Origin of the sequence: Enterococcus sp. AZ149, from assembly GCF_051714285.1 — a bacterium.
In the GTDB taxonomy this organism is placed as follows: domain Bacteria; phylum Bacillota; class Bacilli; order Lactobacillales; family Enterococcaceae; genus Enterococcus_D; species Enterococcus_D entomosocium.
Map to the genome: position 1 here is coordinate 1024278 of NZ_JBIORO010000001.1, position 13661 is coordinate 1037938.

Below are 13661 nucleotides of genomic sequence, written 5' to 3' on the forward strand. Positions count from 1 at the left end.
AAATAATAATAAGTGATAAAACGAAGTATGTAAACGTGGAGCTTTACATACCCTGTTTTGAAGGCTTTTCCTGCGTTTACATTCTTCAAGAAATGAATTACATTTGTAATGTAATCGTTTTCTATCAATTGAAGAATAGGGTATAGGAGGGAGTTTTATGCAAGGATTTATGGATCGACTCGCTGACGTTTTGGGAAAATTTGCCAACAGGATCAACAATTTACGCTACATCATGGTCATTAAAAATGCCTTTGCTGCTTTGATTCCAGTAATCATTACAGGGGCATTTGGTACATTATTTTCAGCAATGGTTTTTGATGCTGAAAATGGATTGGCACAAATCGAGGTACTGCGCTTTTTAGAAAGTTTAAAACCAATCTCATCTGCGGTCAGTTATGTGACATTGAGTTTCTTAACGATCTATGCAGTGTTTCTGATTGGGATTGAGCTAGCAAAACTAAATAAGATTTCTGGGGTCTTTCCAGGAATCATCGCCGTGATGTCTTATCTTTCTGTTAATCCAATGATCTTTGAATTTTTGCACGAAGATGCGACGGTGGTTGCCGAAAACGTGCTGGCTAAGCAATACACGGACACGAAAGGTCTATTTTTAGGCATGTTCGTTGCGATCGTTTCCATCGAGCTTTATGCGTGGCTAGGAAGACAAAAACGGCTGCAGATCACGATGCCTGATAGTGTTCCAGGGAATGTTTCGGCAAGTTTTTCGGCATTGTTTCCAACGATTTTCACCGTGACCATCATCGCCACCGCTGGTTTTGCTATCAAGGCGCTCACAGGAATGTATGCTTACGATATCATCTACAACGTGGTTCAACGCCCACTGGAAGGAATCGTTCAAGGCTTACCAGGCATCTTGTTGTTGATGTTTATCGCACAAGTCTTTTGGGTGATCGGGATTCATGGGAACCAGATGGTCAAACCCATTCGAGAACCATTGTTATTGGCAGCGATTGCCGTCAACACGGAAGCCTTTGAAGCTGGAAAAGAAGTACCCAATATCATTACGATGCCGTTTTGGGATATGTATATGAGTATGGGCGGCTCTGGCGTGACGATTGGTTTGCTGATTGCGATTTTGATCGTCGGTAAACGAGAGGATATGCGCCAAATCACTAAATTGTCATTAGCACCTGGGATTTTCAATATCAATGAGCCAGTGATCTTCGGAATGCCGATCATGCTGAATCCCATTTTGGCGATTCCCTTTATCCTCACACCGTTAGTAACAGGAACGATTGGGTACGTGGCGACAAGCCTAGGCTTTGCCGCTAAAGCGGTGGTAATGGTCCCATGGCCGATGCCACCGATCGTCAATGCATATCTAGCTACTGCTGGGGATATCGGGGCTGTCATCACGCAAGTGATCTGTATTATCGTAGCGATTTTGATCTATCTGCCTTTTGTTTTGGTAATGAATCGTACGACCAATGAAGTTGCATAAAGGAGTTTTGCAAAAATGGTAAAAATACCTGAGACATTTATTTTAGGCGCTGCTTCGTCTGCTTGGCAGACAGAAGGCTGGCAGGGAAAGAAAGAAGGGCAAGATTCGTATCTCGACCGCTGGTACAAAGAAGAACGATTTGTTTGGCATAATGGCTATGGGCCGGCTATTGCGACGAATTTTATGGAAAAGTTTTCGGAAGATATCCAACTGATGCAAGAAGTTCATTTGACCCATTATCGAACATCGATCAACTGGGCGCGCTTCTTTACCGACCATGAACAATTGATCGTTGATGAAGACTATGCTGCACATATCGATCAGCTCATTGATCAGTTGATTGCCGCTGGGGTCGAACCGATGCTTTGTTTGGAACATTATGAACTGCCAGCTAGTTTGATGGATGCCTATGATGGCTGGAGCTCGCGGAAAGTGGTCGATCTATATACCCGTTATGCCGAGATTGCCTTCGAACGTTACGGTGATCGAGTCAAACAGTGGTTCACCTTCAATGAGCCGATCGTTATTCAAACCCGTTGTTATCTTGACGCGATTCGCTGGCCCCATGAACAAAATACGAAAAAATGGATGCTTTGGAACTATCACAAAGTATTGGCATCCGCCCAAGCAGTGGCTGCCTATCATGAAAAAGGCTATGAGGGGCGCATCGGTTGTGTGCTGAATCCAGAAATGGTTTACGCACGCTCTTCCTCACCGGAGGATCAAAAAGCGCAAAAAATGTATGATCTCTTTTTCAACCGGATCTTTTTTGATCCAATGGTCAAAGGTCATTATCCAGAGGAACTTATCACACTTTGCCAAACCTATGGCATCTACTTTGATCCGACAGAAGAAGATCTGGAAACGATCTGCACCCATACGGTGGATTTCTTAGGTGTCAATCAGTACTACCCGAAACGCGTGCGGGCACCACGATATCAATGGCATTCGGATACACCATTTCATCCAGAAATGTTTTATGAGACCTTTGATTTGCCAGGGAAACAAATGAATAACTCTCGTGGCTGGGAAATCTATCCGAAGGTCATGTACGATATGGCTAATTATCTTAAAGAGAATTATGGCAATATTCCATGGCTGATCACTGAAAATGGTATGGGGCGGGAAAATGAAGAACAGTATATGGATGCCACAGGTCAAGTCCAAGATGATTATCGGATTCAGTTTATTACCGAACATCTTTACTGGCTGCTAAAAGCCGTCGAGGAAGGCGCCAACTGCGAAGGCTATATGCTTTGGGCATTTACCGATTGTGTTTCACCTATGAATGCATTTAAGAACCGCTATGGTCTCGTCCGAATTGAGTTAAATGAAGAACGGACCCGGTCATTAAAAAAATCAGCCGCTTGGTATCGTTCCCTTATTGATGAACGGTGGCTTCCATTTGAAGAAAAGCCATTGATTCTGTAATAAAAACCCACGATTATTTCCTAATCCTAAAGGAAATAATCGTGGGTTTTCAGTTAAAAGGGTTGTTTATGAGGAGCAAGTTTCTCCCAGTCAAATATGACACCAATCCCTGGTTCTTCTGGTGCAATCGCACGGCCATCGGATGGATCGATCACTAATGGTCTCGTGGTGTATTGATCGATTGGAAAACTGTGCATTTCAAGATACCCAGCATTAGGCATCGCCGCCAGTAGACTGACGTGTAATTCCTGCATGCCATGTGTAGAAACAGATAAGTTACTTGTTTGTGTTAAGGCAGCAATTTTCAACCATCCGGTGATCCCACCGCAATTGGAAGCGTCGGGTTGTGGAAAATCGACATTGCCATATTTGATCATATGAGCAAACTCAATAGGGGTGCGCAAGTTTTCCCCGCCTGCGACCGCAATTTGCCCTTCTTTAGCGATACGAGCGTAGCCTTCGTAATCTTCGGGGATTGTTGGTTCTTCAAGGAACAAAATGTCATAAGGCGCCATCAGTTTGGCGGCTTTGATCGCTTTTTCAACAGACCAGCTCATGTTGGCATCCACCATAAAGACAACATCGGGACCAATCAATTCTCTGACCGCTTTTATTCGAGCAATATCTTCGGCAAGTGTTTTTTGGCCCAATTTGATTTTGACCGCTTTTAATCCCATGTCTAAATATTTTTGATTATTGGCTAAGAGTTTTTCAAGAGAAAAGTTTAGATCGATCGTACCACCATAGCATTTGACTTTGTTGCTTGCGCCGCCTAAAAGTTTGTAGAGGGGTTCTTGTGCTTTTTTCGCGCGTAAGTCCCATAAGGCAATATCACAAGCCGCAATGGCGAAACTCGCTAAACCGCCTCTGGCAACATAGTGAATGCCCCAGTTCATCTGATCCCACAAGGCCTCCACACATGCTGGATCTTTCCCTAAAAGGATTGCTTTTAGTTCTTTGTCGATCAGTTTGGCAATCGATTCGCCACCGAAGCCACCAGTATACGTATAGCCCACACCTTCACGTCCCTCATCAGTAACGATCTTGACGATAGGCACTTCAAAGTGGGTGTGTAAGCCGTGCTTCGCATCTTCCATAATTTCCGGAAGAGGTATCCGATAATACGCTGTTTGTACATCTGTAATTTTTGCCATTAAAAATCCTCCTCAAACTAATGTTCACGTGTGCATTTTAATGTTAACGTTTGCATAATCATGTTAGCATGGGAACGCGAGATTGACAAGACAAAAATCGCTCAAATTCAATACTTAGGAAACAAGAATGTCTCTTTTTAAGAGGTCATTCACTTAGGAGCGAAGCTAAAGGACCTCTTCAGAATATAAATAGAAATTGGAGAGATGTTATAAGAAATGAATTGAAAACCTTATAAATTGTCATAAAAAGGTATTTAATGTAATTTATAGACATATTTATTGAATAAAAATCATTTTTGTATTATGATTATCTTAACAACGAGCAATGAAGAGTACTGGGGCAGATGAAAGCTTGGGGAAGTCTTTTATTTGGGATACCTAGTACTCTTATCTTTCTTCAACGACAAGTGAAATACAAAAGAACGACTGAACTTCTTTGGTTCAGTCGTTCTTTTGTATTTCATAAAGCGAGCGAGAGTAACTTGTAGTAAGGAAGAAAAAGTTTTTTCTCAATTGACAAAAGAATAATCATTGGCGGTTAAAACAGTACGAGCTTGTTCTACCTGATGCTCCTTGATTAAAATATAATCAGTATTGAAGGTAGAAACAGCAAAAATACTGATTGACTCCTCGGCTAGAAGGGAAGAGATTTTTGCAATAATGCCAATCAAGCTAAAATCCAGCACACCAATTATTTTCATCGCTTTCCATCCATCTTCTCTGTTTAGCGTTTCAGCTGGAACGTTTGCAGTTGGTAACACCAAAGAAAGTTCTTCTGACGTATGGGCAAAAAACAGAGGAACAATCTTCAGTATCGAAGGATCAATACTCTTTACTTGGATGACAGAAAAAGAGGGAGCCAGTAAGGTTAGTTTCATCTAATCACGTCCTTCGTTTGATGCTTTCATCATATCAAATGGGAAGAACGAAGGGAATAAGCTGTTAAACATTTTCAATTATCAAACCAATTAGCAAAGAGAACGATAGTCTATACCTTGATAGGAGCTCAACCTATCGTTCTGGTATTAAACTTTTCTTCGAGTCTTTAAATCATCAATCTGGAGTTCCAGTTTTTCGAGGGAGCTACCTAAGTCTGTGAGAAAAACATGGAATAATAAGGAGCAGGCATGATAATCTCGGATGATTTTCTGCTTATTCACGGGTCTTTTTTTGTCACTGAAAAATTTTTCTAATACACCGAGTGGTTCTTGCCAAGATTTCAATTGCTCCAAAGTATCTCCTAAACGATACATGTCCTGGTAGCTAATTTCTTTTACCGGCTGCTTATTACTCGTCTTAATACCCATCTTTTCTATTTCTTTCAACGTAACGCCTCCATTCTGATTTTATTGATGTTTGTATAGACACCACTTTTAATCCTATTTTACTATATGATGTCTCTAGGAACAACATCTGTTTGCAGAAAAGGTGGGAATACATGAACAGAAGAATAGAAATAGGCTTAAAAGAGCTTGTAAAAAGCCGAGGAATTTCTCTAAGAGAGTTAGCACGCTTATCGGATATTGAACCTTCGATTATTAATAAGCTGGCAAATGGAAAACGAGAGAAAGTTTACCTTCAACATATTGAAAGAATCGCTAATGCATTAGAAATTGACGATATTTCAGAAATTATCAGACTCACGAAAAAATAACTTTTTGAAAAGTAGGCTAAGGCAAAAAAGAGAACACTTAGAATATCGTAATCACACTGTAGCGACGTGACTATTCTAAGGTTCTCTTTGTTTTTATATCCTATAGAAATCAGAGAAGGCGACACAGAAGGATTTAGGAAGCACGCCAGCGGACGGCATCACTTCTAGCCCATCAATTTTCGAAGTGGTGGACTTTTTTGTGTGCTTTTGAAAAAACTATTTAGAGTGGTAGTCAAATAGTGCCACATACTGGCACAAGTAAAAAGCCAAAACCTTGTAAAATCAAGGTTTTGGCTCTTAGTGTCACTTACTGACAGTTTAAAATGGAGATGGCGGGAGTCGAACCCGCGTCCAAACATATTGCTACCTAAAAATCTACGCTCATAGTCAACTCATTTGTAGATTCGCTTTACAGCTTGCCGAGTGACAGGCAGTCTGTATCGCTAGTCTGATGATCTCTTTTTTATCTTACAGACGGAAAGATAAAACGTATCCCACTTAGAATAGGACCCTTACTCGAGCACATGGGCGATGCCGAGAGGATCTACGCTAACTGTTTTTAGGCAGCTAAAGCGTAAGAGTTTTCGTTTTTAGCAGTTATATTTAACTGTAACGTTTTAACGTAGACGTAACCTACGAAGCGCAATTCAGGCTCAACTATGCCTGTCGAATCCGTAACATCCCCTTGATAAAAGGGGTATCGCTACCATTCACTAGTATACCATATTTTCGTGCGTGTGCAAAGAATCAGATTAAGTCAAAATGTTTCAGGGCGTGTACGATCCCGCCTTCGGTATTTTTCAAGGTCACGAAGTCTGCCAGCTCTTTTAACTCTTGAATCCCATTTCCCATTGCAATCTTGTGGTCACAAGCTTCTAAAAGGGCGAAATCGTTGCTGCCGTCACCAAAGCCAAAGGTAGGTACATCTTCTAGACCCAATAATTCTACCAAGGTTTTTACGCCAGTCCCTTTAGAAGTCCCGGATTTTACGACATCGATTGAAAAGGGCGTATTACGATAAAAAGTTAGTTCGGGAAAACGCTCATGATAATAAGCATCGTTGCCGACACCTAAAACCAACAACATATTGGTCCGATCAGTTTCATAATGCAGAGGATCGATTTCTGGTAGAGGGCTACAGACGTAGTTATATGCACCAACCATTTCCTCGGTGTGACCAGTCGCCCAATAGCCTTTCTCATTGTAATAACACAGCTCATCGCCATTGTCTTTGACGGCTTGGTACATCCTTGCGCAAAGCTCAGGCTCAAGGGTATCGGAAAAAACTTCTTTGCCATCAATGCGGATAAAAGCACCGTTCATGACGATGTTCGAGGTAATACCAGCTGCTTCACGAATAGCGGTAACTTCAGGTTCGGTTCTGCCTGTTGCAATGATCGGCAGTACTTGGTTTTTTCGCAACCTCGCCATCGCATCAGCAATTTCCGAAGTGATTTGCGAGTGCTCATCTAAAAGTGTACCGTCAAGATCAAAAAAAGTTAATGCTTTATAGGTCATGTATCTTACTCCTAAGGTTTATAGTCATAGTCCACTCACAATCTTATCAAAGATTGAAAAAAAGGCAAACCTTTATGAATAATCGGTGAAGTTGTTGGTAGAAGAAAGAAATTCGAGTATACTATAGGAAGAATGGAGTGAAACGATGATTTTTTTAGTAATTGGCAGCATTTTTTTCTTGATTGGTCTCACTTTTTTTCTTTTTCCATCAAAAAAAATGAACCTTATTTATGGATACCGTTCCTATCTAGCAAAACAAAATGAACGCAATTGGCGACAGGCCCAAAAACTATCTGCCCGATTCTTTCTGCTTTTTGGCGGAATCATGGCGCTCATTGGGTTTGTCTTGAAATGGCAAGAATGGACCAATTTTTTTCTAGTTGAAATGATCGTGATCCCTTGGTTCATCGTGCCGATCTTTGGCCTGATCGAAGAAAATCTGCAACGATTTGATAAAGAACATAGAGGTGAAGAAAATGAATATATTAATGATTGAAGACAATGAATCTGTTTCTGAAATGATGCAAATGTTTTTCTTGAATGAAGGATGGGAAGCAGTATTTAAATACGATGGCAAAGAAGGACTAGAGGCCTTTGCTGCTGAACCAGACAAGTGGGATATGATCACCCTTGACTTGAATCTTCCTTCCATGGACGGCATGATGGTGGCGCGCGAAATTCGTAAAATCTCTAGTACAGTTCCTATTATTATGTTGACGGCCCGTGATTCAGAAAGCGACCAAGTCATCGGGTTAGAGATGGGGGCGGACGACTATGTGACGAAACCCTTTAGTCCATTGACCTTGATTGCACGGATCAAGGCATTACACCGCCGCAGTGAATTGGTTGAAAAAACAACACCTGAAGCTTCCGATGCCACCTTTGATATCGTCACCGATCATTTCAAAATGAACACAAAAACAAGGGAAGCCTATTTAAATGGCAAACCCATCGATGGGTTGACGCCGAAAGAATTTGATTTGCTTTATACGTTAGCGAAAAAACCGCGACAAGTGTTTTCGAGAGAACAGCTGTTAGAACTGGTTTGGGATTACCAATACTTTGGCGATGAACGGACCGTTGATGCACACATCAAAAAACTAAGACAAAAAATTGAAAAAGTGGGGCCACAGATCATTCAAACCGTCTGGGGCGTTGGGTACAAATTTGATGATGCGGGTGCTGCTTAATGCGCTACCTGTATCAACAGCTGATTGCATTTTTTGTGGTGATCTTCGTGATCTTGATGACGATTGGTATTGCGTTTACTCAAATGACACGCCAAACGTTACAAGAACGGAATTATGAGCAGTTAATGGGGTATGCTTCGTCGGTCGCGACGATTTCGCAAATCAGTGATTCAGAATATTTACAGCAAAATATGACCCGGGATGGCTATCTACAGTATTCCTTGCGTTTGGCTGAGAATATTTTGAGCAACCAAGATATCTCCTTTGCTTTCTTTAAAAGTCCTGATGACATTATTTATCCACTAGATACCGCTCATGCTGTTGATTTTCCGATCTCTGAAAAAGACTGGCAATCTTTAGAAAATGGGGCGCGTTTACAACTGACCTCCGCCACAAATTTATACGGGGAAAAAGAACTGACTTCCTATGTGTTGATACCTTTTTCTGTCAATCGCACGGATTTTTACGGTGTAATGGTGGTTTCGCAATCGGCAAGCAGTATTTTGAATCTTGTCAGTGCTTTTAATCAAAACTTGTTTAAAGTTTGTTTGATCTCGATCGTTGTCTCATTATTGATCAGTTACCTTTTCGCTACGTTCCAAGTAAGACGGATCAATCGAATGAAACGAGCAACCAAAGAAATTACTAATGGCAATTTTGATATTTTCTTGCCGGTGCATAATCGGGATGAATTTGATGAATTAGCCGAAGATTTTAATTTAATGACGAAATCCTTAAAAGAATCTCAAGAAGAAATTGAACGGCAAGAAGAACGTCGTCGGCAATTTATGGCCGATGCTTCTCATGAGATGCGTACCCCGTTGACGACCATCAATGGCTTATTGGAAGGCTTAGAGTACAACGCAATTCCTGAGAATCAAAAAGACAATGCGATCCGCTTGATGAAAAATGAAACCAATCGTTTGATTCGTCTTGTCAACGAAAACCTTGACTACGAAAAAATCAGGACCAATCAAATCTCGATGGTCATCAAAAAATTTGATGCGACGCAAACCATCAAAAATCTGTTGACGCAACTGGAGAGCAAGGCAGAAATTGCCAAAGATGTGCTGATTTTAGAAACAACCGAGCCAATCGATGTCTACGCGGATTATGATCGTTTCGTCCAGATCATGGTCAATATTTTACAAAATGCGATCCAGTTTACGGAAGATGGAGAAATTCGGGTCCGAATAGAAAAAGGCTATTTAGAAACGATTATCGAAATCAGTGATACGGGGATCGGTATGTCTGAAGAACAAGTCAAAAATATTTGGGATCGTTACTACAAAGTCGATCCGTCCCGTAAAAACCGTCAATTTGGCGAATCAGGTCTAGGCTTATCAATCGTTGAACAGCTCGTACGCCTGCACAAAGGAAAGATCAGTGTAGAAAGTGAACTTGGCAAAGGCACGACCTTTAAAATCTCTTTTCCAGATATCGACTTAAATGAAGAATAAGGAATCGACCGGCAGCAATTCGCTTAGCCGGTCGATTTTTTTGCGGTTCATTGGCAGCAGCCCAAACAAAAAGACTTGCTTTTGCAAGCAAGCCTTTTTGTATGAGGGCTATGTAAACTATAGATAAGTGGTATAGGGCGTATGGGCAAAGCATTCGTCTTCATGGATCAAATAGATGGCAACAGCAAATTGTTCGGCGATTTCTTGGCACAAAGGTAGCAGGATTTGGACCTCTTCTGTTGTTAACGTGCTCAAGACATTTTCGATTAAAAGGGTTTCTCTTTCTGAAAGTAACGCTAAGAGCAGCTGAATTTTGATCTCCTCAAAGGGGCCTAATTCTGTCCGCTCTTTTTTCAAAGCCGATAAGGGAAGCTGAACATAAGGCAGAACACCCTCTAAATCGCCCCCTTTTTTATTTGCAAGAGATACATTGTCCATGACGGATAAAAAGGGAACGGAAGGCCATTGAGCACGAATCAAGATGGCTTTTTTTTGTGAAAGCAGCAAACTTAATTCAGAAGTTTTTGTTTCATTGTCTTTCGAAACATAATAGAAACCAATTGGTTTCGTTAGCTGAGTTGGTTTTTCCATTGTTTTTTCCTCCAATACAGACTATGTCCGCTGGCAATCAAACCAGTAAAACTGGTAACAGCGGCAAGTAAGACGACAAGTGTGTGGCGTGTGCTTTCAAATAAAATAGCAAGCCAAGTGGTGCTGTTCAAATCGACATTTTGGACCAGAATTTGACTATTCTGCGGAATCGTAATGGCGAATTCTTGTCCAGGAAGACTTTGTACAGCCTCCCAAAAGTTATCAGAAGCACGCTCTCGATCAAGGGCAATGATATGCCCACTGAGTAATTCCCGCTGGAAATAAGGCTGGAAGAGTAGCAATAAGACAAAGGCGATCACAGCGGCTGCTAAGAGCGGCAAGAGCATTTCAATGATCTGCATCGCTACCCATTGTCTGGTGGTGGCGCCACTTGCTAACCAAGCTGTGTATTCCGAGCGTTTATATAATTGATAGTAAACTTGAAAGCCAATAAAGACCAGTGTAAAGGCACTAAAAATCAAATAGAACAGTTGATGATAGATTGTCGTGACTGGTTGGATCTCTTCGGCTACTTTCGTTTGCAGATCTTCTGTCGCCAAGAGATCTCTTGTTTGAGCGATCACTTGATCCATCGAATAGATCAAGGCAAACGTCACGATCAAGCCAATCACGGCAAAGAAGGATACAAGCGTATAAAGCACCATGGCTTTTTTATGATAAAAAATGCTGGCAATCGCAAAATGTATAGTTTTCATCTAAGTCACCTCATCCTAGTACATAGTATAAAAGGGGAGTTTGAATAAAGTATGAAGTTCTTGTAGTAAAATATCGAAGCTAAAAAAGTGGCAAGAAAGTTCGACTTTTTCCTATCAAATAGTGCAAAAAAATCCAGCAAGGCAGGTGCCTTACTGGATTGATTATTGGTTGTTCTTACTTTACTCGCCGCTATCTTGTTCCGTCATCTGCTGGTATTCTTGGAAGGTTTTTGTTTGATACAGATCGACGGTCGATTGATTGCCATTTTGAGAAAAGGCACTAGTTGAATCACTGCCTAGATTCTTTTCAATGTCCATCATTTGCTGAAGGGCGTCTTTGTAGTTATAGGTCGAAGGATCAACTTCTTCTAGACCGCTTTTCGCGTAGAATCGTAAAAGGTCACCATTATTGATCTGATCAGAAACCGAAAGCTGCTTGTCGACTTTGGCTTTCCATTCATCGACTTTGGCTTGCAATTCATCGGATGGATCGTTGATCGGCATGCCGGTACGATTGTCATACAATGTACTGCTGTAGTAGGTGTAGTCTGGTGTCACAAAGTCGCCATCGCGGAAGGCAACCAGTTGTTCGTTTTGATCAGAGAATAAATCTTGTCCTAATTGGATATAGTTTGATGTATCCACACCCAGTAAGTGCAATAGGGTTGGCAAGGCATCGACTTGGCCACCATACGTATGATTGATGCCGCCGTTTGATTGTCCTGGAATATGAATCATATAAGGCACACGTTGTAACGAGGCATTGTCAAAGTTTGTCCATGTAGAACTTGTTTTTCCAAGCAATTCTGCTAAGTTACGGTTACGAGAATTGGAAATTCCGTAATGGTCACCATATAAAACGATGACTGAGTTTTCGTATAAGCCACTTTCTTTCAAGTAATTGAAGAACTCTTCCACGGCTTTATCCAAATAATTCGCGGTTGCGAAATAGCCATTGATCGTTTGATCAGAAGTGTTCGCTAGCGGGAAGCCGCCTTCTTCATTGGTAAATTCAGAATATGGGTAGTGGTTAGAAACCGCAATGAATTTTGAATAGAACGGTTGTTGCAGACGTTCTAAGTATTGTACGGATTGTTCAAAGAACGGTTTGTCATGTAGGCCGTATTGGAATGAATTTTCATCATTGACATCATAATAAGATGCATCGAAGAAATAATCATAGCCAAACCGTTTGTAGGTTTCATTTCGGTTCCAGAAGGTACCGGTATTTCCGTGGAAAACAGCACTGGTATAGCCTTGCGTTTGACCTAAAATATCTGGAGCTGCCTCAAAGGTATTTTTCCCACCCAGTTGAGTGAATAACGCTCCTTGATTCAATCCAAACAGGGAATTTTCGAATAATGTTTCGGCATCACTGGTCTTCCCAGCTTTTACTTGGTGGAAGAAATTATCAAAACTAAAGGTACTATCGCTATGGTATAAACTATTGATAAACGGCATGACTTCATGTTCCACGCCATCTTCATCTTTCAATTTATAATCGATCAAGAATTGCTGAACACTTTCTAAGTGAATATAAATGACATTCTTGCCTTTTGCGATACCGAACAGATCATCATTTGGTTCTGCGTAATGTTCTTTAACATAGCTCTCTACTTCGTTCATGTCGTTGGGACTCGCTTCGGCACGTACTTGCGAAGCTTGATAAGTTTGTACCCCATCATAAACCGTAAAGGCGTTGATCCCAAGATATTTGACTAAATAGTCACGAGAAAACGTTCGAGTAAGCAATTCAGGACGATCCGCCTCTGCTAAGAAAAGGTTGGCAGAAAAGACCATGACAGCCAATGTTGAAATGGCGAAAGCCATCCGTGCCCGTACAGGACGAGTGTCCATTTTGATTTTCTTCATTGAAAAGGCTGCAATTAACACGATAAAGTCAATAAAATACAACACATCGTAGGGACGGAACAAGCGAATCGCGCTTTCTCCTAGACCACTTGCCACTTTTCCTACACCGAGCATTGTGTTGATGGTAATAAAGTCAGTGAATTCTCGATAGTACGAAACGTTGGAGAACAACAGCAGGGTCATCAGGAAATAAATCACAAGCATGGTGATATAAGCTGCTTTGGTTCTTCTTACGTACAATGCGATCGACAGCAGCAATAAGGTCGTTGCGATCGGATTGATGAATAAGATGAAGTACTGAATGCTGCTTTCAATACCTAGGTGGAAATCCACCATATAGGCAAAGATATTTTTTAGCCAAAATAATAGGGCTAATAGGAAAAAAAAGCCCATTCTTGTATTCACAAAGGTGGATACTTTATTTTTTTTCAAAGGAATCGTCCTCTCTTTTTCCAGTATAACCGGTAAATTACGATTTTACATCACAATACATTCTACTAGGCTGTGAAAGACGTGTCAAATGAATTCCTTGTCATGACGCGGAATTAAGTATTTCTTTACTTTCAAGGATACAGACAATACAGTCGCTTTTTGCTATACTAAAAAGGAGAAT

General features: G+C 41.1%; 13 protein-coding genes and 1 other RNA gene. 6 read left to right on the forward strand and 8 right to left on the reverse strand.

Features of this window, described 5'->3' with window-relative positions:
* The first annotated feature begins 157 nt into the window (after positions 1–157).
* Both IGI94_RS04805 and IGI94_RS04810 read left to right on the forward strand, forming a co-directional pair.
* Positions 158–1462, forward strand: coding sequence for a PTS sugar transporter subunit IIC (locus IGI94_RS04805; protein WP_086299222.1), 1305 nt, complete (start codon positions 158–160; stop codon positions 1460–1462).
* Between the two features lie 15 nt (positions 1463–1477).
* Positions 1478–2893 carry a glycoside hydrolase family 1 protein gene (locus IGI94_RS04810; protein ID WP_438899507.1) on the forward strand — a complete coding sequence of 472 codons (1416 nt, stop codon included), beginning with the start codon at positions 1478–1480 and terminating at the stop codon, positions 2891–2893.
* Positions 2894–2946: 53 nt separating this feature from the next.
* Here the strand turns inward: IGI94_RS04810 and IGI94_RS04815 are convergent, their stop codons facing one another.
* The 3 genes from IGI94_RS04815 to IGI94_RS04825 form a co-directional block, all read right to left on the reverse strand.
* Positions 2947–4047 carry a mandelate racemase/muconate lactonizing enzyme family protein gene (locus IGI94_RS04815; protein ID WP_438899508.1) on the reverse strand — a complete coding sequence of 367 codons (1101 nt, stop codon included), beginning with the start codon at positions 4045–4047 and terminating at the stop codon, positions 2947–2949.
* Positions 4048–4556: 509 nt separating this feature from the next.
* Positions 4557–4925 carry an ACT domain-containing protein gene (locus IGI94_RS04820; protein ID WP_005237205.1) on the reverse strand — a complete coding sequence of 123 codons (369 nt, stop codon included), beginning with the start codon at positions 4923–4925 and terminating at the stop codon, positions 4557–4559.
* A gap of 147 nt (positions 4926–5072) precedes the next feature.
* Positions 5073–5372: a hypothetical protein gene (locus tag IGI94_RS04825; protein WP_438899509.1), complete on the reverse strand. Its 300-nt coding sequence runs from the start codon at positions 5370–5372 to the stop codon at positions 5073–5075.
* 113 nt (positions 5373–5485) lie between these two features.
* On the opposite strand from IGI94_RS04825, the gene IGI94_RS04830 reads away from it, so the two are divergent.
* A complete protein-coding gene (locus IGI94_RS04830) occupies positions 5486–5701 on the forward strand; it encodes a helix-turn-helix domain-containing protein (protein ID WP_034872498.1) in 216 nt (71 codons plus the stop codon).
* A gap of 321 nt (positions 5702–6022) precedes the next feature.
* Here the strand turns inward: IGI94_RS04830 and ssrA are convergent.
* Both ssrA and IGI94_RS04840 read right to left on the reverse strand, forming a co-directional pair.
* Positions 6023–6386: a transfer-messenger RNA gene (ssrA, locus tag IGI94_RS04835) on the reverse strand.
* 62 nt (positions 6387–6448) lie between these two features.
* Positions 6449–7219, reverse strand: a complete 771-nt coding sequence (locus IGI94_RS04840; RefSeq protein ID WP_438899510.1) for a Cof-type HAD-IIB family hydrolase — start codon at positions 7217–7219, stop codon at positions 6449–6451.
* Between the two features lie 145 nt (positions 7220–7364).
* Here IGI94_RS04840 and IGI94_RS04845 point away from each other — a divergent pair, with 145 nt between their 5' ends.
* The 3 genes from IGI94_RS04845 to IGI94_RS04855 are packed head-to-tail and all read left to right on the forward strand — an operon-like array spanning position 7365 to position 9869.
* Positions 7365–7715 carry an SdpI family protein gene (locus IGI94_RS04845; RefSeq protein WP_005237201.1) on the forward strand — a complete coding sequence of 117 codons (351 nt, stop codon included), beginning with the start codon at positions 7365–7367 and terminating at the stop codon, positions 7713–7715.
* Positions 7696–8409 carry a response regulator transcription factor gene (locus IGI94_RS04850; RefSeq protein ID WP_005237200.1) on the forward strand — a complete coding sequence of 238 codons (714 nt, stop codon included), beginning with the start codon at positions 7696–7698 and terminating at the stop codon, positions 8407–8409. Before IGI94_RS04845 ends, IGI94_RS04850 begins: the two co-directional genes overlap by 20 nt.
* Entirely contained in the window at positions 8409–9869 is a 1461-nt protein-coding gene (locus IGI94_RS04855) for a sensor histidine kinase (RefSeq protein ID WP_005237199.1), read from the forward strand. The genes IGI94_RS04850 and IGI94_RS04855 overlap by 1 nt, the downstream gene beginning before the upstream one ends.
* 117 nt (positions 9870–9986) lie before the next feature.
* On the opposite strand, the gene IGI94_RS04860 is transcribed toward IGI94_RS04855, so the two are convergent.
* The 3 genes from IGI94_RS04860 to IGI94_RS04870 all read right to left on the reverse strand — a co-directional run bounded on the left by IGI94_RS04860 (position 9987) and on the right by IGI94_RS04870 (position 13441).
* Positions 9987–10460 carry a hypothetical protein gene (locus IGI94_RS04860; RefSeq protein ID WP_005237198.1) on the reverse strand — a complete coding sequence of 158 codons (474 nt, stop codon included), beginning with the start codon at positions 10458–10460 and terminating at the stop codon, positions 9987–9989.
* Positions 10439–11176 (reverse strand): hypothetical protein, encoded by a 738-nt coding sequence (locus IGI94_RS04865; protein ID WP_005237197.1) that lies wholly within the window; start codon positions 11174–11176, stop codon positions 10439–10441. The genes IGI94_RS04860 and IGI94_RS04865 overlap by 22 nt, the downstream gene beginning before the upstream one ends.
* A gap of 180 nt (positions 11177–11356) precedes the next feature.
* The gene (locus IGI94_RS04870) at positions 11357–13441 is read right to left on the reverse strand and encodes an LTA synthase family protein (protein WP_016613914.1); all 2085 of its coding nucleotides are present in this window, start codon (positions 13439–13441) and stop codon (positions 11357–11359) included.
* Positions 13442–13661: the final 220 nt, after the last annotated feature.